Annotated in this window: 14 protein-coding genes; 9 read left to right on the top strand and 5 right to left on the bottom strand. The window is 67.1% G+C overall.

The genetic code is table 11. The annotated features are described in order from the left end of the window. The first annotated feature begins 49 nt into the window (after positions 1-49). Both paaK and E8F06_RS27040 read left to right on the top strand, forming a co-directional pair. Positions 50-1,360 carry a phenylacetate--CoA ligase PaaK gene (gene paaK / locus E8F06_RS27045; protein WP_280372247.1) on the top strand — a complete coding sequence of 437 codons (1,311 nt, stop codon included), beginning with the start codon at positions 50-52 and terminating at the stop codon, positions 1,358-1,360. Positions 1,361-1,634: 274 nt separating this feature from the next. Continuing rightward, on the top strand, positions 1,635-1,988 hold the full coding sequence (locus E8F06_RS27040) for a DUF1428 domain-containing protein (protein WP_280372246.1): 354 nt from the start codon (positions 1,635-1,637) through the stop codon (positions 1,986-1,988). Between the two features lie 461 nt (positions 1,989-2,449). Here the strand turns inward: E8F06_RS27040 and tssA are convergent, their stop codons facing one another. The 5 genes from tssA to E8F06_RS27015 all read right to left on the bottom strand — a co-directional run bounded on the left by tssA (position 2,450) and on the right by E8F06_RS27015 (position 10,003). Next, the gene (gene tssA, locus E8F06_RS27035) at positions 2,450-3,526 is read right to left on the bottom strand and encodes a type VI secretion system protein TssA (RefSeq protein WP_280372245.1); all 1,077 of its coding nucleotides are present in this window, start codon (positions 3,524-3,526) and stop codon (positions 2,450-2,452) included. Then, on the bottom strand, positions 3,523-7,344 hold the full coding sequence (locus E8F06_RS27030; RefSeq protein ID WP_280372244.1) for a type VI secretion protein IcmF/TssM N-terminal domain-containing protein: 3,822 nt from the start codon (positions 7,342-7,344) through the stop codon (positions 3,523-3,525). The genes tssA and E8F06_RS27030 overlap by 4 nt, the downstream gene beginning before the upstream one ends. Beyond that, the gene (locus tag E8F06_RS27025) at positions 7,341-8,111 is read right to left on the bottom strand and encodes a DotU/TssL family secretion system protein (protein ID WP_280372243.1); all 771 of its coding nucleotides are present in this window, start codon (positions 8,109-8,111) and stop codon (positions 7,341-7,343) included. The genes E8F06_RS27030 and E8F06_RS27025 overlap by 4 nt, the downstream gene beginning before the upstream one ends. A gap of 18 nt (positions 8,112-8,129) precedes the next feature. Then, positions 8,130-9,464 (bottom strand): type VI secretion system baseplate subunit TssK, encoded by a 1,335-nt coding sequence (tssK, locus tag E8F06_RS27020; protein WP_280372242.1) that lies wholly within the window; start codon positions 9,462-9,464, stop codon positions 8,130-8,132. Positions 9,465-9,529: 65 nt separating this feature from the next. Continuing rightward, complete coding sequence (locus tag E8F06_RS27015; RefSeq protein WP_190828005.1) at positions 9,530-10,003, bottom strand: type VI secretion protein; 474 nt, start codon at positions 10,001-10,003, stop codon at positions 9,530-9,532. A 206-nt stretch (positions 10,004-10,209) separates the two neighbouring features. On the opposite strand from E8F06_RS27015, the gene tssB reads away from it, so the two are divergent. The 7 genes from tssB to tssH all read left to right on the top strand — a co-directional run bounded on the left by tssB (position 10,210) and on the right by tssH (position 18,613). Continuing rightward, positions 10,210-10,758, top strand: a complete 549-nt coding sequence (gene tssB, locus E8F06_RS27010) for a type VI secretion system contractile sheath small subunit (protein WP_280372241.1) — start codon at positions 10,210-10,212, stop codon at positions 10,756-10,758. 31 nt (positions 10,759-10,789) lie between these two features. Beyond that, positions 10,790-12,268 carry a type VI secretion system contractile sheath large subunit gene (tssC, locus tag E8F06_RS27005; RefSeq protein ID WP_280372240.1) on the top strand — a complete coding sequence of 493 codons (1,479 nt, stop codon included), beginning with the start codon at positions 10,790-10,792 and terminating at the stop codon, positions 12,266-12,268. 79 nt (positions 12,269-12,347) lie between these two features. Then, positions 12,348-12,845 carry an Hcp family type VI secretion system effector gene (locus E8F06_RS27000; RefSeq protein ID WP_280372239.1) on the top strand — a complete coding sequence of 166 codons (498 nt, stop codon included), beginning with the start codon at positions 12,348-12,350 and terminating at the stop codon, positions 12,843-12,845. 15 nt (positions 12,846-12,860) lie between these two features. After that, entirely contained in the window at positions 12,861-13,301 is a 441-nt protein-coding gene (gene tssE / locus E8F06_RS26995; RefSeq protein ID WP_280372238.1) for a type VI secretion system baseplate subunit TssE, read from the top strand. Further along, entirely contained in the window at positions 13,285-15,084 is a 1,800-nt protein-coding gene (gene tssF, locus E8F06_RS26990; RefSeq protein WP_280372237.1) for a type VI secretion system baseplate subunit TssF, read from the top strand. The genes tssE and tssF overlap by 17 nt, the downstream gene beginning before the upstream one ends. Continuing rightward, positions 15,048-16,064 (top strand): type VI secretion system baseplate subunit TssG, encoded by a 1,017-nt coding sequence (gene tssG, locus E8F06_RS26985; protein ID WP_280372236.1) that lies wholly within the window; start codon positions 15,048-15,050, stop codon positions 16,062-16,064. The genes tssF and tssG overlap by 37 nt, the downstream gene beginning before the upstream one ends. Before the next feature lie 2 nt (positions 16,065-16,066). After that, positions 16,067-18,613 carry a type VI secretion system ATPase TssH gene (gene tssH / locus E8F06_RS26980; protein ID WP_280372235.1) on the top strand — a complete coding sequence of 849 codons (2,547 nt, stop codon included), beginning with the start codon at positions 16,067-16,069 and terminating at the stop codon, positions 18,611-18,613. Positions 18,614-18,624 lie beyond the last annotated feature (11 nt).

Genomic DNA, 18,624 nt, shown 5'->3' with positions numbered 1-18,624 from the left:
CAGCACTCAGAAGCCCACGGCTTCCGTACAAAAACAATTCGAGTGAACTATGAACATGATTGCCAACACCGCCTTGCTTGACCCGATGGAGACCGCCAGCGTCGACCAGCTGCGCCAGCACCAACTGGAGCGCCTGCGCTGGAGCCTCAAGCACGCCTACGAAAACGTCCCGCTGTACCGCCAGCGCTTCGACGAAAAAGGCGTGCACCCGGATGACCTGAAATCCCTGGAAGACCTGGCGAAGTTCCCCTTCACTGGCAAGAATGACCTGCGCGACAACTACCCCTACGGCATGTTCGCCGTGCCGCAGAGCGAGATCGTGCGTATCCACGCCTCCAGCGGCACCACCGGCAAACCCACCGTGGTCGGCTACACCCAGAACGACATCGACACCTGGGCCAACGTGGTCGCGCGCTCGATCCGCGCCGCTGGCGGCCGCAAGGGTGACAAGGTGCACATCTCCTACGGCTACGGCCTGTTCACTGGCGGCCTGGGCGCCCACTACGGCGCCGAGCGCCTGGGTTGCACCGTGATCCCGATGTCCGGCGGCCAGACCGAGAAGCAAGTCCAGCTGATCCGCGACTTCCAGCCGGACATCATCATGGTTACCCCGTCCTACATGCTGAACCTCGCGGACGAGATCGAGCGCCAGGGCATCGACCCGCACAAGCTGGCCCTGCGCCTCGGCATCTTCGGCGCCGAGCCCTGGACCGCCGAGCTGCGCCGCGCCATCGAAGAGCGCATGGGCATCACCGCCCTCGACATCTACGGCCTGTCGGAAATCATGGGCCCGGGCGTGGCCATGGAATGCGCGGAAACCAAAGACGGCCCGACCATCTGGGAAGACCACTTCTACCCCGAGATCATCGACCCGGTGACCGGCGAAGTACTGCCCGACGGCCAGATGGGCGAGCTGGTGTTCACCTCGCTGTCGAAAGAAGCGCTGCCAATGATTCGCTACCGCACCCGCGACCTGACCCGCCTGCTGCCGGGCACCGCGCGCCCGATGCGTCGCATGGACAAGATCACCGGCCGCAGCGACGACATGCTGATCATCCGTGGCGTGAACGTGTTCCCGACCCAGATCGAGGAGCAGGTGCTGAAGGTCAAGCAGCTGTCCGAGAACTACGAGATCCATCTGTTCCGCAACGGCAACCTGGACAGCATTGAAGTCCACGTCGAACTCAAGCACGAGCACGACGGCCTGGGCGAAAGCCAGCAACAGGCGCTGTGCAACGAGCTGGGCAAGTACATCAAGACCTACATCGGCATCAGCTCGCGCATCGTCCTGCGCCCCAGCTACTCGCTGAAGCGCTCCGAAGGCAAGGCCTGCCACGTGTACGACAACCGCGGCAAGTAAGCCTCGCGCCAACAAAAAAGCCCCGACCTGATCGGGGCTTTTTTGTTGGCTATATCTCGCAAGGAAGCTGGCGGCCGGCTGTCTGGGCGGGTTGCGGGATTCTAATTGCATCTCGGCGTGTTGACCGCTGGTCGGCGTAAGCGCCCTCCAATTGGCAGGTCTGTCGAACCGACGCTATCCAGATCGACTCATTAGGGAGTCGGGCGCGTGATCCCTGCGCGCTCGGGATACGACAGGCGATGCCCTATCACACCATCCAGAAAGGAGAATGGATATGAGCTACGTAGATGGATTTCTGGTACCCGTCCCCACCGCGAGCCGTGAGGCCTACCGCAAGGTGGCCGAAATGGCCGCCGGCGTCTTCAAGGAGTGCGGCGCCCTCAGCGTCGTCGAGTGCTGGGGCGATGATGTGCCCGAAGGCAAGGTGACGTCCTTCCCCATGGCCGTGAAGCTGAAGGAAGGCGAAACCGTGGTCTTCTCCTGGATCACCTGGCCGTCCAAGCAAGCCAGGGATGCCGGCATGAAGAAAGCGATGGAAGACCCGCGCATGCAACCCAGCCCGGAGACCATGCCCTTCGATGGGCAGCGGATGATCTTTGGCGGGTTCGAGGTGCTGGTGACGGCCTGATCGGGCGGTTGGCCGGGGGCAGCTGCGCTGCCCTTGGCGAATGAATTCGCCCCTACAACAAGACACTGAGCCTGGCACAAACCCTGTGGGGGCGATTTCAATCGCTAAGCGGACCGAAGGTTCGCCCTTGGCTCCTGAAGGGGGCGGCTGCGCCACCCTTGGCGAATGAATTCGCCCCCACAACAAAGCAATGAGTCCGGCACAGGCCCTGTGGGGGCGATTTCAATCGCCAAGCGGACCGAAGGTTCGCCCTTGGCTCCTGAAGGGGGCGGCTGCGCCACCCTTGGCGAATGAATTCGCCCCCACAACGAAGCACTGAGCCCGGCACAAAACCTGTGGGGGCGATTTCAATCGCTGAGCGGACCGAAGGTTCGCCATTGGCCCCTGAAGGGGGCGGCTGCGCCACCCTTAGCGAATAAATTCGCCCCCACAACAAAGGGCCGGGCCCCGCAGGTTTGCCCCTACTTCAACACCCCCAGCAACTTCCACAACCTCCGGGCTTCGGCATCGGCGGTGATCAGTTCTTCCAGCAACTCACCCAGGGGCTGGTTGCCCCATTCCACCGCGCGGCGGATCACATAGGGCACCGGGCTGTGGGGTTCGGTACGGGCCAGGTAGTCGGCAATCAGGGCCAGTTGGCGGTAGGCATCCTCGCGGCTGGCAGGAATGCCGGAGAAGGCTGCTGGCACTTCCACCTCGGCGGCAGCGGGCTCGGCCGCCACCTCGGGAGCCGGCGCCACGGCGGGCGGCGTGTGGGACTGCATGGGGATGAACTCCTGCATGAGCGAGCGGATGGCGTTCAGGATCTGCTGCAAGGTGGCGAAGCTGGGGGCAAGGTCACCGAGCCAGCCGTCGCACCAGGTATCCAGGCGTTTAAGCTCGGCCAGCGCCGTGTCCGCGCCCTGGCGAACCCGAACGAAACTGGCGATGGGCAATTGCCTGAGGACTTCGTCCAGCTTGCGCTGTTCCAGCCGGGCCGCCTCGGCGGCGACCTTGTCCGCCTTGCTGTCGCTAGCCTGCACCTGGCGCTGCTGGAGTTGCTGCCAGCCATGCAGGGTGAGGTGGGCAAGATCGGCATGCTCGGCGCCGAACAGCGCACAGCGGGTCAGGACGATTTCGCCATAGCGGCGACCCATCCATTCCAACGGCGCCACTCGCCAGGAACGGTCGCCCTCTTCCGGCTGCGGATGCAGTTCGTCCGGGTAGCGCTCGCACAGTCCCGCCAGCAATCCCAGCGCCGGGGTCAGTCCGTCGAGACCACTGCGCAGCAGCCAGGCTTCACCGAGCCAGGCGGCAATCATCAGGTCCTTGCTGCGTTCGCGCAGCAGTTCTTCGGCCAGGCGCTCCACCGCAGCCCAATCCCCGCGTTTGAGCTCTGCCTGCCAGACACCCGCAGGCAGGCTGGCGTCGTCCTCGCGGCGCAGTTCGCGCAGGCGGTCCCAGGCCGGGTCGTAGCGCAGGCTGGGGCCACAGGGCTCGGCGCCGGGAATGGGCTCCAGCAAGTCGCTGGCCGGACTCTCGGTTATCGACAGGGTCATGGCGTCACCTCGGCGCTCACCAGGGAACTGGCATGGGTAGTGGAGAATGGCGAGCGCGGCGCCTTCACCGGCAGTGGCTGGATCGACAGCGGGAGCTTGCCGCCCTGGGTCATCAGCGACAGGCGCATGAACATCAGGGCCGGCTCGCTGTTGCTCGGCGCACCGCGCACCGGCACCTGCAGGGTCAACGGGAAGTCGGTGTAGTCCATGCTCGGCTGGCGCTGCAGCACCACGTGGGAGCGCATCAGGCGCAGCAGCGCCCAAGGGCCGCGATATTCCCAGCCGGCCTCAAGGTCGGCCACCGCCATGCTCGGTTGCAGGGGGTCGATGCTCGGCCGCTGGCTGCCGTCCTTGGCCCAGCGCAACAACAGCTGCATCGGATCGCCGACATTCCAGTGCAGGCGCTGCGCTTCACCGGGGAAGCCGATCTGACGTTCGCCGGCGTGCAGGCCCCAGGCGATCACCTGGTCGGCGCCGCGCTCGGCGTCACGGTCGGTACGCCAGCGCACGTCCAGCTCGACGCCCAGCGAGCCGGCCGGGTCGCGCAGGAACAGCGGCCCGAGCCAGGTGCGCGCCTGTTTCAGGCGGGCCAGGAAGTCCTCCGCCGCCGGACGGTCGCCGGGGTTGCCCCATTTAAGCCCCTCTTCGGCCTGGGCCAGGCGGCTGTCGATCAGTTCCACCAGATGCTGCACCCGCGCTGGGTCGGCATCGTCGGCCTTGAGGCTGTAGGCGAAGGGGAAGCGATCCGCCAGGTACTGGTTGAAATAGTCGGCCAGATCGTTCCAGGCCAGCGCCGCACGTTGCTGCTGGAGCTGACTGCAGCGTTGCGATGCCTGATCCCGGAGCACACGGGTGCGCTGCGCCAGGTCGCCCACCCCCTGGGACACGGCCGCGGTGGTCAGCACCTGGGAGCAGGAATCGCGATCCATCTCGACGAAATCTCGACTCACCAGTTGCTCGAACAGCGCCGGTGAGCTGGTGGGGTTCTGCGCCTTGTACTTGACCAGTTCTTCGTTGATGGCCGCCAGGCGATTGACCCGCTCCTGCTCCGCCATGCCCAGGCCGCGCTGTTCCTGCAGCCAGGCCAGGGCCGGGGCGGCGTTGTCGCTGGCGGTCTGCATGGCGGCGAACTGCTGGGCAAGGCTGCCCTTCAGGTCCGGTACATCGGTGGCACGGAACAGGCGCAAGCCAAGATCGCGGCTGCCGTCCCATTGGGTGATGTCGTAGCGCTGAGTAAAGATCGGCATGGCGTCGATGCCTGCCAGGGCGTTGCTCACATCCTGCAGCGCCTGGCGATTGAGCAAGCCCTGCAAGGCACCGGCGAGGTCATTGCGCCCCAGGAGTTGCAGGGCTCGCAGCACCTGCCCGGCCTGGTCTGCCGTCACCTCGAAGGCCTGGGCACCCGCCCCGGTGCGAGGTTCGGTGGAACCGGCCAGGCTGGCCCAGATGGCCCGTGCCCCGGCTTCCCCGGCAGCCTTGAGCATGCCATCGCGGTAGTCCGGCGGGATCTGCGCCAGCTCCTGGGTCACGAAGGCGCGATAGCTATCGATGTAGCCAAGGGATTTGCCCAGGGCGCTGGCGTCGACATTGCGCAAGGTACGTGCATCGGGCTCTGCCGTGTCCTGGCGCAGGGCCGTCACCACGAAGTCGCGCTTGAGCAGGCCCTTGATCGCCCGGCTCAGGGCACTGACATGGTCCTGTAGCGCCAGCGTGCCGCCTGGCTGGCGCTGCAGCAGGTTCGAGCGGGTGCCGACGGTCGCGATCCACTGCCCATGGAAATCCCGGCGCAAGCGGCTGGCCTCGCTGTTCAGGTTCTGCTCCACCGTCGCGCCCAGGAGACTGCTCTGCCGCACGGTTTCCAGCAGTTCGCGATAGCCGCCTACCAGCTCTTCGCCGTTGCTGTGGCTCCAGGAGGAATTGGTCAGCGCCAGCAGGCTTTCCAGGTCGTCAACCTGGGCATTGATCTCTTCCAGCTCGGCGAGGGAGTTGCCCTGCCCCGCCTGCAGGATGTCCAGATGCAGCTTGAGGTAGCCCGCCGGACGGACGAAGTTGTCCGCGAGGAAATACTGGGTCAGCCAGATTTTCATCAGCGCCTGGAACTGCTCGGTAAGCACCTGCCGCCGCGATTGCAGGTCCAGAGGCTGCAGCCCGGGGGCGGCCAGGTCGACCAGCACCCGGTCGTAATAGGCCCGTCGCCGCAGCGCGGAAGTGTTGAGTTCCATGCCAAGGGCGCCGTTGGCCAGTTGCGCCAGAGGTTCCAGCACGCCCTTGTCGCCTTTCAGGGCTTCGCTGAACCAGCGGTTCTGTTGCTCCAAGCTGGTGGCGCCATAGGCCAGCTTGTGTGCCTTGACGTAGTTGGGCCATTCCTCCGGCACCTCGCCCACCACTTCGGTGCGCCGGTCGGCGGGACGGATCGCCAGGAGCCGATCCAGCTCCACCTGCTGCATCCGCGCCAGGGGCTGCATGGCCTCGCTGCGGGCCATGGCGCGCAGCACGTCGTCCATCTCGTCGTTGAGGGGGGAGAACCAGGAGGTGGGAAAGGCCAGCGAAGCGAAATGCCAGCGCGGCGCATCCCGCAGCAGGTTCCAGAAGCCCTGGACATTGCGCCGTGCCTGTTCCTGGCTGCGCGCCGGGTCTTTCAGCTCCACATGGGTGCTCTGTGCCACCTGCAGAACCCGGGTCAGCTCGCGGGCGTCGCGCTGGCCGTCATGCCAGGCCCAGAGCATGCCCAGTAGCCAGAAGGCGCCGACGACCGCTGCCGTCCCAGCAACCACCTGTTGCCAGCGCCGCCGCAGGCGCAGGATGCGCGGCACCGCCTGGGCCAGCCCCTGCTCGGCGAGAAAGCGCTGACTCCACAAACCGGCGGAGAACACGCCCCGAGTGCGCGGCTGCTCGCCGGTGGGAATGTCCCACGGATCGGCGACGTCCCCGAGCACCTGCGCAGAGCTGAAGAACAGACCGCGCAGCCGGGGCGCCTCGCCCTGGGCGTTGCCCTGGAACACTGCTTCGAGCAGGGCGCGCAGGTTGCCCCGCAGGCCATCCACCTGCCCCGGCAGGCGGTAGAGGTCTTCCCCCAGATCGCCGCGGAGCGCACCAACTTCCAGGATCGCCGCCTGGAGCGCCTGCACTACCTCGTCTAGGGCATCGTCCAGCCAGTAGCCTTGCCAGCCCGCTTCCAGGGCATAGGGCGACGACCAGCCCAGGGCCCGCTCGCGCCCCTCTTCCGGCAGTGCAGCCACCAGCTCCTGGAACCCCGGTAATTCCTCCAGCCCGGTGACCAGCACATGCACCGGCAGGCTCAGTCCGAGCCGCTGCAGCAACTCGCCAAAGCGGCGGCGCAGGGCAATGGCATCGGTCGCCAGTTGCGCATCGTCCAGCAGGCGCGCCACGGGTATGGTCCAGATCACCCCATCCAGCGGTCGCTGACCGCGCAGGCGCAGCAGCATGCCCAGCAGCCGGCGCCAGGCGAAGGCCGGCACGGCGCCGCCTTCCTCCGGCAGGAACAAGCCCTGGGGCACCACCAGCAGCGAACCATCCGGATCGGCCCACCAGCGCCCGAACCAGGCCGCTCGGCCCACCGGGGCCAATTGCCAATCGACGCAGAGCTGGCTGCCTTCGCGCGGGTCACCCACCAGCATCAGCCAGGGCGTCTGGTAACGATCCTGGCTGCCCTGGTCGTGCTCCATCTTGCGGACGGCGTTGTAGAAGCTGCGGATGGCCGCGCCGGACTGGGTACGCAACCACCACCAGAGCGCCGCCAAGGCAACCAGGACCAGCAGGATCGCGAAGACGATCAGGGCGATAGCGAAGCCGCTCATTCCGCCTGCTCCCCATCATCCTGGGTGGCCGCCAGGTGCAGCACGGGTTCCAGTTCGGACCGGATGTCGCTCCACAGCCAATGCCCCAACGCACTCAGCAACAGCGCGAAGCCGAGAATCGCCAGCCCCAGGCGCAGGCCGTCCGGCAGCGCCCTGCGCAGGGGCATGCGCAGCGGCGCCGACCTGGTTGGACGCGCGAGGCTCTGCAAGGCACCAGCCGAGGCGGGTTCACGCTGCCAGGCAAAGGTGAACAGCGCCTGTCGCCAGCGCTCGTGCATGGCCTGCCCTCGCTCACCCCGCAGTTGGCCGTGGAAGCCGAGCACCAGGCATTGAAGGTAGACGTTGGCCAGGTCGCGAGTGGCCGGGGCGCGTTCCTTGAGCAGGCTGCGAATGGCCGCGGGCACCCGCTCGCCGGCATTGCGCGAGCCGTACAGCCGCGCTTCCAGCGGGCGCTCCTGCCAGGCCAGCTGACCGGCCCAGTTGCCGAATACCAGCGTCTCATCCAGCAGCGCGACGAAGGCGTAGACCATCGCCTTGACCTGGACCGCCGCCGAGTCGCCAACACTGGCGAAGGCGCTGCGCCAGAGGCGGCGGACGATGCGCGTCGCCGTCTCGGCGGTGCGGTCCACCAACTGGCCGTCGTTGTCGTCGGCGTCTTCCAGTTCATCCCAGGCGTCGCGCCACTCCAGCCAGGCCTGGCGGAAGGCGAGGCTCAGGGGCGCCTCACCGAACTCCGGTGGATACAGGGCCGCAATCCGTTCCGGCATCTACGCGTCCTTGTCTGGTCAGGCAAATTCGTGTGTGTTGGCTTCGAACAGCACCACTTGCCAGGGCCCCACCAGCGCCGCCTGGCCGGGCACCACGATGCAGAGTTTCTGCTCGGGATCGAACCACTCTCCGGCGGCCTGGACCACGAACAGGCGAGTGTCTTCACCCACGCTGTAGGCGACCTGCTCGGCGCGGCTCATGGATTGGTGCGCCAGGCCGCTCATGCGCTGGCGCGCGAGGGTGGACACCTGGCACTGGGAGGCGATGATGGCCTGCCCCAGCCAGTAGAAGGCCGACTGCTCGCCCGCCCCGGCCGGCATGCGCAGGCCGATCACCAGGCGCTGGCGACGCGACTGGGTATCGGGCAACTGGATGGCGAAACCCTGCTCCATCTGGTCGAACGCCAGGGTGCGATAGCCAACCCGCACGCGGGTCAAGGCATGCTCCAGCCAGTCCAGCACTTCGTCGTAGCCGCGCTTGAGGTCGAGGTAATCCAGGGGCGAGAAGGCCGGCACGCCGGCCACCGGGTCCAGGGCGCACCAGGCACCGGCCATGCCTGCCAGCAGTCCGTGCAGGCGGTCCGGCGCCGCCTCCCGGCTGTTCAGCGCCGCCTCCACTTCCGGCAGGCGCGCCCAGAGCGCGGTCAGCTGTCGACGGGTTTCGGCCATGTCGTCATGGTTGCCGGCCTGCTCGGCCTGACGCAGGCGGCCGGCGAGGAACAGGCACTTCTCCCGGGTGCGGGCGCAGAGCGCGGCGACCGATCGGCCCAGGATGGATTCGGGAAGAATGCGCGGCGTTGGCGCCACATAGGATTGGCGGACGAAGCCGCCGCCCTCCTTGGCGATGCGCAGCAGCGGCAGGCAGACGGAGTCGGCGCGGCCTGTCTCGGTCACCAGCCGCGCGGCGGGCCGCCAGACGAGGATAGGTTCGGGATGCTCGCCGCTGGCCAGATCCGGCACCGCGTCGCCTACCGCCGATTGCAGGCGACCACGCAACGGCAGTACCTGGCCGCCACGGCCAAGCGGATTGACGGCGAGAAAGACGGTGGCGCTGGCGGTCGCGGACTGAGCGATGGCGGCGCTCACGTCCAGCTCCAGGACCGTGCCTTCACCGGGCTTGATGCTCACTGGCAGGCCGTCGGGCAGGATGGCTTCGAGGGCGAGTACGCGCACCAGGCCGGCGCTGAGGGCAGCCGGGTCGAGTTCGAGTTGGGAGACACCCCAGAACCAGGGATTGCCGGCTTGGGCGAAATGGGCGGCGAGCACTTCCGCGCGCAACCCTTGCAGCTGGAAATGCTGGGGCAGCAACTGCATGCCCTCATGCCAGCACACCGCGTCAGGCAGAACTTTCATACCACTCCCCTTCGACGTCCGACGTTGTCGCGAGCTCGACGCCCTGCTGCTTCAGGGGCCTTCCGTCAATGCTCGTTCTCGCTCAGCAAGCGCATTTCCCTGCTATCGAACCGGAGCCAGGCACGGCTCTGCTCATCCAGCCTCAGGCGGTGAGCACCGGGTGTGTTATAGCCGGCAAAGACCAAAAGTCCAGCCGCGCTATCCCCCGCCAGCGGGAACTCGCGAGCCTCCATGAATTGCCCGGGAACCAGCTCCAGGCTCCAGACGGAAAACTGCTTCTGGTAGTCGCGACGGTACTGCTCGCGATCGGTGAACCACTGCCGCGCAGTGATGCCGGAAAGCACCTTGAGCAACTCGGGATCGCGCACGGCGATGAAGTCGACGGCGATGGGCGTGTCGTCGTTGGCGCGCTCGGCGACGTCCAGGGTCAGGTTGTCCAGTTGGACACGCGGACCGAGAAGATCGGAGCAGCCTCCCAACAGGATCGCAGCGGCCAACAACACGAATTTCGAGGTGGAAATGAAACGTCCCTGCTTCATGGTGGTCTGATTCCGGTTTGCGTTTGCAAATTTATAGACCTGTTCTAGCGTGTCTGAGTAGTTCGTCGGACAGACGAACTAGAGGGATCGCCAAGGACAGGCTTGCGTGTAGTTCCCCCCTGTCGCGTCGTGATCCAGCAAGGGAGTGCGATGACAGGACAAGTCCGATGCATTGCGCTCGTTTCAATGCACCGGAGCCCACCAACATGGCCGAAAGCACGCAGCACAAACTGGACCGGGTTCGCCCGCCCCGCGTACAGATCACCTACGACGTCGAAATCGGCGACGCCATCGAGAAGAAGGAGCTGCCGCTGGTCGTGGGCATTCTCGCCGACCTCTCCGGCAAACCTGAAAATCCCCTGCCCAAGCTCGCCGAGCGTCGCTTCACCGAGATCGACCGCGACAACTTCAACCAGGTCCTCCACTCCATCGCGCCGCGCGCCACCCTGCAGGTGGACAACACCATCACCGGTGACGGCAGCAAGCTGAACGTCGAGCTGCGCTTCAAGGACATGGACGATTTCGAGCCGGTGAACATCGTCAAGCAGATCACTCCCCTGCGCCGCCTGTTCGAGGCGCGCCAGCGCCTGCGCGACCTGCTCACCAAGCTCGACGGCAACGACGACCTCGACAAGCTGCTGCAGGAAGTGGTGAGCAACACCGACGGCCTGCAGGAGATCAAGTCTGCCCGCCCCGAATCCGAAGCCGCCGCGCCCGAGGGCGAAGGCGAAGCACCGGCCGAACCCCAGGCCTGATCCGCAGCGCGACTTCCCGGAGGAATAGCCCATGGCAACAGAAGCCGGTGCCAACAGCGAGAGCACCACTCAGACCCTGACCCTGCTCGACCGCATCATCGCCGAGGGCCGCATGGCCCATGACGACAGCCAGCAGGATTACGCCCGCGACATGCTCGCTGAGTTCGCCACCCAGGTACTCGACGAAGGCATGGCCATCGACAAGGACACCGTGGCCATGATCAACGACCGCATCAGCCAGATCGACGAGCTGATCAGCGCCCAGCTCAACGAAGTGCTGCACCACCCCGAGCTGCAGAAACTGGAAGCCTCCTGGCGCGGCCTGCACCTGCTGGTGCAGAACACCGAAACCAGCACCCGCCTGAAACTGCGCCTGCTCAACGTCACCCAGAAGGAACTGCAGACCGACCTGGAGAAGGCCGTCGAGTTCGACCAGAGCGCGCTGTTCAAGAAGATCTACGAAGAGGAATACGGCACCTTCGGCGGCCATCCCTTCAGCCTGCTGGTGGGCGACTACAGCTTCGGCCGTCACCCCCAGGACGTGGCCCTGCTGGAGAAACTCTCCAACGTCGCCGCTGCGGCCCACGCGCCCTTCATTGCCGCGGCCAACCCGAAGCTGTTCGACATGAACGCCTTCACCGAGCTGGCCGTGCCCCGTGACCTGGCGAAGGTCTTCGAGAGCCAGGAGCTGATCAAGTGGCGCAGCTTCCGCGAGAGCGAAGACTCGCGCTATGTCTCCCTGGTGCTGCCGCACTTCCTCCTGCGCCTGCCCTACGGCCCGGACACCCTGCCGGTGGACGGCATGAACTACGTGGAAGACGTCAACGGCACCGACCACTCCAAGTACCTCTGGGGCAACGCCGCCTGGGCGCTGGCGCAGCGCATCACCGAGGCCTTCGCCCAGTACGGCTGGTGCGCGGCAATCCGTGGCGCTGAAGGCGGTGGCGCGGTGGAAGGCCTGCCGGCCCACACCTTCCGCACCAGCTCCGGCGACCTGTCGCTGAAGTGCCCGACCGAGGTGGCCATCACCGACCGCCGCGAGAAAGAGCTCAACGACCTCGGCTTCATTGCCCTGTGCCACAAGAAGAACAGCGACCTCGCGGTGTTCTTCGGCGGCCAGACCACCAACAAGGCCAAGCTCTACAACACCAACGAAGCCAACGCCAACGCACGCATCTCGGCCATGCTGCCCTACGTGCTCGCCGCTTCGCGCTTCGCCCACTACCTGAAGGTGATCATGCGCGACAAGGTGGGTAGCTTCATGACCCGCGACAACGTGCAGACCTACCTGAACAACTGGATCGCCGACTACGTGCTGATCAACGACAACGCGCCGCAGGAGATCAAGGCCCAGTACCCGCTGCGCGAGGCGCGGGTGGATGTCTCGGAAGTGGCCGGCAAGCCGGGCGCGTACCGGGCGACGGTGTTCCTCCGCCCGCACTTCCAGCTGGAGGAGCTGACCGCCTCGATCCGCCTGGTGGCCAGCCTGCCACCGCCGGTAGCAGCCTGACCCGAGCCGCCCGCCGGCAGACCCGACGGGCGGGCCCCAACCTCCAGTCCAGACATTCCAGATTCAGGAGTTCCACTCAATGGACGCGATCATTCTCGACCTCGGCGACGACATCAAAGGCGACAGTCTGCTCGAAGGCTTCACCGACAAGATCGAACTGATGTCCTACAGCCACAACGTGGCCATGCAGGTCACCAACGACGTCAGCAACTCGGAACGCACCTCCGGCCGCCCGCACATCGGTGAATTCACCGTGACCAAGTTCATCGACACCTCCACCCCGTCGCTGAACGAATACTGCTGCGCCGGCAAGCCCATCACCACGGCGAAGGTCACCATCGGCCGCAACGCTGCCGAAGGCGACGGCAAGATCCTGCCCTTCATCGTCTACACCCTGGACAACGTGGTGCTGTCCAACGTCAGCGTCAGCGGCGGCGCCGGTGGCAAGCCGGTGGAAACCCTGTCGCTGAATTTCACCAAGATCAAATGGGAGCTCACCGCACAGAAGGACGACGGCACCAAGGAAGGCACCGCCGCCTCCACCTGGGACCTGGCGGCCAACAAGGTGGCCAAGTAAGCGCGGCGCCCTGCCATGTCGGATGCCGGCCTGCTTGCGCCGCTGTTCGAGCGCCTCTCCGCCCAGGCGGACGAGGCGCCGGCCTTCGACCGCGAGGCCCTGGCGGAGTCCGTCCGCCTGGAGCTGGTGCGGTTGCTCAACACCCGCCGCGCCAGCGCCAGGAGCGGCCGCCCGCTGACCATCCTCGACTACGGCATCGGCGACTGGAGCGCCCTGCAGGCGGGCCGTGGTGATGACCGGCGCCAACTGGTGCGGGACATCCGCGCCGCCGTGCAGCACTTTGAACCCCGCCTGCAACTGACCTCAGTGGAAGCCGACCCAGCGCCCGGCCAGCCCCAGCGGCTGCGCATCCGTCTTGGCGGCAGCCTGCGCAGCGGCCAGCGTACCTGGCCGGCGGTGTTCATCATCGACAACGACGACGAGGGCCTCGAGGTGCGCCATGAGCGACTCGATTGACCCGGAACTGCTGGACTACTACCAGCGCGAACTCACCTGGCTGCGCCATGCCGGCGCCAGCTTCGCCGCCCGCTACCCCAAGGTCGCCCGGCGCCTGGAACTGGCCCCTGGCGAATGCCCTGACCCCCACGTGGAGCGCCTGCTCGAAGGCTTCTCCCTGCTGACCGCTCGCCTGCAACGCCGTCTCGACGACGACTACGCCGAGTTCAGCGACGCCCTGCTGGAACAGCTTTACCCGTTGGCCCTGCGGCCAATCCCCTCCTGCGCCATCGTCCAGTTCGAGCCGGACCCGACCCAGGGCAGCCTGGCCGAGGGCTACCGGATGCCACGCGATACGCCGCTGTTCGTCACCACCAGCCAGGGCGCCAGCGTGCACTTGCGCACCACGGCCGAGGCGGTGCTGTGGCCCATACGTATCGGCGGCGCAACCCTGCTGGACGGCGACGAGGCGGTGGCGCTGACCGGGCGACCCGATGCCCGCGCGGCCCTGCGTTTGGAATTGCACTGCCTGGGCGAGTTCGACTGGGCGCAATTGCCCGTCCGCCAGCTGCGCCTGCACCTGGCCGCATCACCGGTGACCAATGCCGCGCTCTTCGATCTGCTCGGCGCGCACAGCCTCGGCATTCACTGCGGCGTGCCCGGCCAGCCGCTGCTGCCCTGCCCCGGAGAACTGCAGCTGGTGGGCTTTGCCGACGACCAGGCGCTGCTCCCCGAGGAAGATGGCCAACATCCTGGCCTGCGGCTCTTGGCCGAGTACTTCACCTTTCCCGACAAGTTCGCCTTCTTCGATATCCCGATCCAGCCACCAGCAACGGGCGGTCGCGACTGCATGCTGGTGATCGCCTTCGACCGCGCCCCGGCCGGCCGCCCGCACCTGCAGGCCGATGACCTGCGCCTGGGGTGCGCGCCCGTCATCAATCTGTTCCCGCGTACCTCCGAACCCTTGCGCCCGGACGGCACCCGCAGCGAGTACCGCCTGGTGGCCGACGCCCACCGTGAAAGCAGCGTGGAGATCCACAGCATTCGCTCCGTGCGCGCCGCCTCACCGCGCGGCGTGAGCCCCGTGCCGGCCTACTACGGCCATGCCCACGGCGCAGGAGCTCCAGGTGCCGGACTCTACTGGCACGCCCGCCGAGTGCAGGGCATGAGCCCGAACCGCCGTGGCACCGACATGCTGCTGAGCCTGGTGGACACCGGCTTCGACCCGCTGCTGGACGCCCCCGAATACAGCCTGACCGCCGAGCTGCTGTGCACCAACCGGCACCTGGCGGAGAACCTGCAGGCCGGCACCCGCCTTGGCTTCGAGCGCCCCGGCCCTGTCGCCCGCGCCACCCTGCGCAATCCGCCCAGCCCGCAGAGCCTGCCGCGCCTGACCGGCGAATCGCGCTGGCGCATGGTCTCGCAACTCACCCTCAACCACCTGTCCCTGGTGGAAGGCCCCCAGGCGCTGGACGCCCTGCGAGAAATGCTCAACCTGCACAACCTGCGCGACGAAGGCAGCGCCCGCCGGCAGATCGAAGGCATCGCCCGGCTTGTCTGCGAGCGGGTGGTGGCGCGGGTCGGCGACGACGCCTGGCGTGGCTGGCGCAATGGTCTCGAAGTGCGGCTCAGCCTCGACCCGCAGCATTTCGCCGGCGCCAGCGCGGTGCTGTTTTCCGCCGTACTGGCGCAGTTCTTTTCCCTTTACGCGACCGCCAATCGCTTCGTGCGAACCGTGCTGGTCGATGGCGACAAGGAGGTCAGGACGTGGCAACCCCAGGCCGGCATGCCCCTATCCCTCTGAGCCGCCGCCTGCGCGACGAGCCGCAGGCCTTCGAGTTCATGCAGGCACTCCTGCTGCTGGAGCGCGAACGGCCGGACGCCGACTCACTCGGCCGCAGCAGCGCCCCCCAGAGTGAAGCACTGCGCCTGCGCGGCCCGCTCACGCCCACCTTCGCCGCCAGCCAGGTGGAGCGCCTGGAGGAAGCAGCCGGCCAACCGCCTGTCCTGACCACTCCGGTGTTCGGCCTTGGCGGCCCCGACGGCCCCTTGCCCTATGCGTATCAGGAGTGGTTACAGCAACAGGCGAAGCAGAAGGATCACGCGCCGGCGGAATTCCTCGACCTGTTCCAGCACCGCCTGCTCAGCCTGCTCTACCGGGTGCTGGGCAAGCATCGCCTGGCCCTGGGCTTCCGCGCTCCCGATGACTCGCCGGCCCACAACCAGTTGCTGGCCCTCTGCGGCCTGCTGCCCGATGCCCTGCAGCACCGCCTGGCCCTGCCGGACGCTGCGGTGACCGCGCGCGCCGCGTTGTTCGCTGGCGGCCGCCGCTCCCTGGCCGGCTTCGCCGCGCTGGTGCGCCACCAATTCAATGTCGCCGTGCGCTACGAGGCGTACCAGGGCGGCTGGCGCGAAATCCCGCCGGCCAGCCGCAGCCTCCTGCAACGCAAGGGCCGCAACCTGGGGCTGGGTCGCGACGCCATCGCCGGCACCCGCGTGTGGGACGAGCATGCGGGTATCCGCCTGACTCTCGGCCCCCTGAGCAATGCACGCGCACGGGACTTTCTCCCCGGCGGCAGCGAGCACGTGCGGCTCGCCAGCCTGGCCGCACTCTATTTCGGGCCGGACCTGGACTGCGCCTTGCGCCTGCTGGTCCGCCCCGGCTCCCCGCTGTGCCTGGACCGCACCCAACCGCCGCGCCTGCGCTGGAGCGGTGGGCTGCAATTGCGCGGCGAAGCCCTGCAACAGATCGACACTCGCTTGCGCCAGACGGAGGTGGCCTGACCATGGAACTCGGCAGCCTGATCGGACGCCTCAACGCACAAAGCCGCCGCGCCCTGGAACGGGCCGCGCAGCGCTGCCTGCAACGCACCCACCATTACGTGGAGATCGAGCACCTGCTGCTGGAGCTGATGGACATCGAGGGCGGCGACCTGGCCTACCTGCTGCCGCGTTTCGGCTTGGAACGCGATGCAGTGGCAACGGAGATCAACCAGGCGCTGGAGCTGTTCAAGGCCGGCAACACCCGCACCCCGGCGCTCTCGGCGCAGACCGTGGGCCTGCTGGAAGATGCGGTGGTGCAAGCCAGCGTGCTGGGCCAGCAGAGCATCCGTTCCGGCCTGCTGCTGCTCGCCCTGCTCGATCGCGACGAACGCCGCACGCTGCTGCTCAATAGCGCTTCTTCGTTGCTGCGCATTCCTCGCGAGGCGCTGCGCCAGAACCTGCAGGAATGGACCCAGGCCTCCCGCGAACAACCCGCCTCGCCCCAGGCCAGCAAGGGCAAGCCAGCCCCGGCCGGTGCCCAGGACTCCATTCTCGACCAGTACACCCAGGACCTCACCGCCGATGCACACGCCGGGCGCATCGATCCCATCGTCGGGCGCGACAGCGAGATCCGCCAGAGCATCGACATCCTCCTGCGCCGCCGGCAGAACAACCCGATCCTCGTCGGCGCTCCCGGCGTGGGCAAGACAGCCGTGGTCGAAGGGCTGGCCCTGCGCATCGCTGCCGGAGACGTACCGCCGCCCCTGCAGGACGTCAGCCTGCGAGTGCTCGACCTCGGTCTGTTGCAGGCTGGCGCCGGGGTCAAAGGTGAGTTCGAACAGCGCCTGAAAGGCGTGATCGACGGTGTTCGCAGTGCCGAGAAGCCGATCATCCTGTTCATCGACGAAGCTCATACGCTGATCGGAGCCGGCGCCGCCGAAGGCCAGAGCGACGCCGCCAACCTGCTCAAGCCGGCCCTGGCCCGGGGCGAACTGCGCACCCTGGCCGCCACCACCTGGCTGGAATACAAGAAGTACTTCGAGAAGGACCCGGCGCTCGCCCGGCGCTTCCAGCTGGTGCAGGTGGAAGAGCCCGACGAAGCCACTGCGGTCGAAATGCTGCGCGGGGTCGCCGCCAAGCTGGAACAGCACCACGGCGTGCAGGTGCTGGACGCCGCGATCCACGACGCGGTGAAGCTGTCCCATCGCTACATCTCCGGCCGGCAACTGCCGGACAAGGCCATCAGCGTGCTGGACACCGCCTGCGCCCGCGTCGCCCTGGGCCAGCACGATGTGCCGCCGCCGCTGGAAAGCCTGCGCCATCGCGAACAGGCCCTGGAAGAAGAGCTGCAACGGTTGCGCCGTGAACAGGCCACCGGCCTCGACCACCGCGAACGCATCACCGCCCTGGAAACCGAATCCCGCAGCAACGTCGTCGCCATCCGCGAGCTGGAAACCCGCTGGGGCGAGGAACGGGAAGCCGTGCGCGAACTGCTGGAGGCCCGCCGCGAACTGCTGGCCCTTTCCGACAGCGTCGACGCCAGCAAACCCAACGAGGAACTGGACGACCGCATCGACCACCTGGCCGCCGAACTGGCGCGCCTGGAAGCCGGCCTCGACGCGATCCGCCAGGACGACCCGCTGGTGCCGGAGCAGGTGGATTCCAAGACCGTGGCCGCAGTGATCGCCGGCTGGACAGGCATCCCCATCGGCAAGATGCTCGCCGACGAAGCCCACGCCGTACGCACCCTCGGCCAACGCATGGGCCAGCGAGTCATGGGGCAGAACGCCGCGCTCGGCACCATCGCCCAGCGCATCCAGGCCTACCGCGCCGGCCTCACCGACCCGGCCAAACCCGTCGGCGTGTTCCTGCTGGTGGGCCCCACCGGCGTCGGCAAGACCGAAACCGCCTACGCCCTGGCCGACGCCCTCTACGGCGGCGAGCGCAACCTCATCAGCATCAACCTGTCCGAGTACCAGGAAGCCCACACCGTCAGCCAACTCAAGGGCGCCCCGCCGGGCTATGTCGGCTACGGCTCGGGCGGCGTGCTCACCGAAGCCGTACGTCGCCGCCCCTACTCCGTGGTGCTGCTGGACGAAATAGAAAAAGCCCACCCGGATGTACTGGAAGCCTTCTACAACGTCTTCGACAAGGGCGTGATGGAAGACGGCACCGGCCTGGTGGTGGACTTCAAGAACACCGTGATGCTCGCCACCAGCAACGTCGGCGCCGAACTGGTGCTGGACACCGCGCCCGACCAGCTCGGCAGCGACGCCTTCAACGAACGCCTGCGCAAGGTCCTGCTACAAGCCTTCCGCCCCGCCTTCCTCGCCCGTATGACCGTGGTGCCCTACCGCCCGCTGGACGAAGCGACGCTGGAAGGCATCGTCATCGCCAAGCTGGAGAAACTCCAGGGCCGCTACAAGGCCGCCACCGGCAAACACTTCGACTTCGACCCGGCCATCTTGAAAGCGGTACTGGCCAAGTGCAGTTCGGCCGGGGCGCGGGATATCGAGAATGTGCTGATGGCGCAGGTGACGGGGAAGTTGGCGGAGTGGGTGCTGGAGTGAGCAACTTGCAA

Origin of the sequence: Pseudomonas sp. BN411, assembly GCF_029871235.1 — a bacterium.
Lineage (GTDB): Bacteria > Pseudomonadota > Gammaproteobacteria > Pseudomonadales > Pseudomonadaceae > Metapseudomonas.
This window is presented reverse-complemented; position numbering and strand designations above follow the sequence as displayed.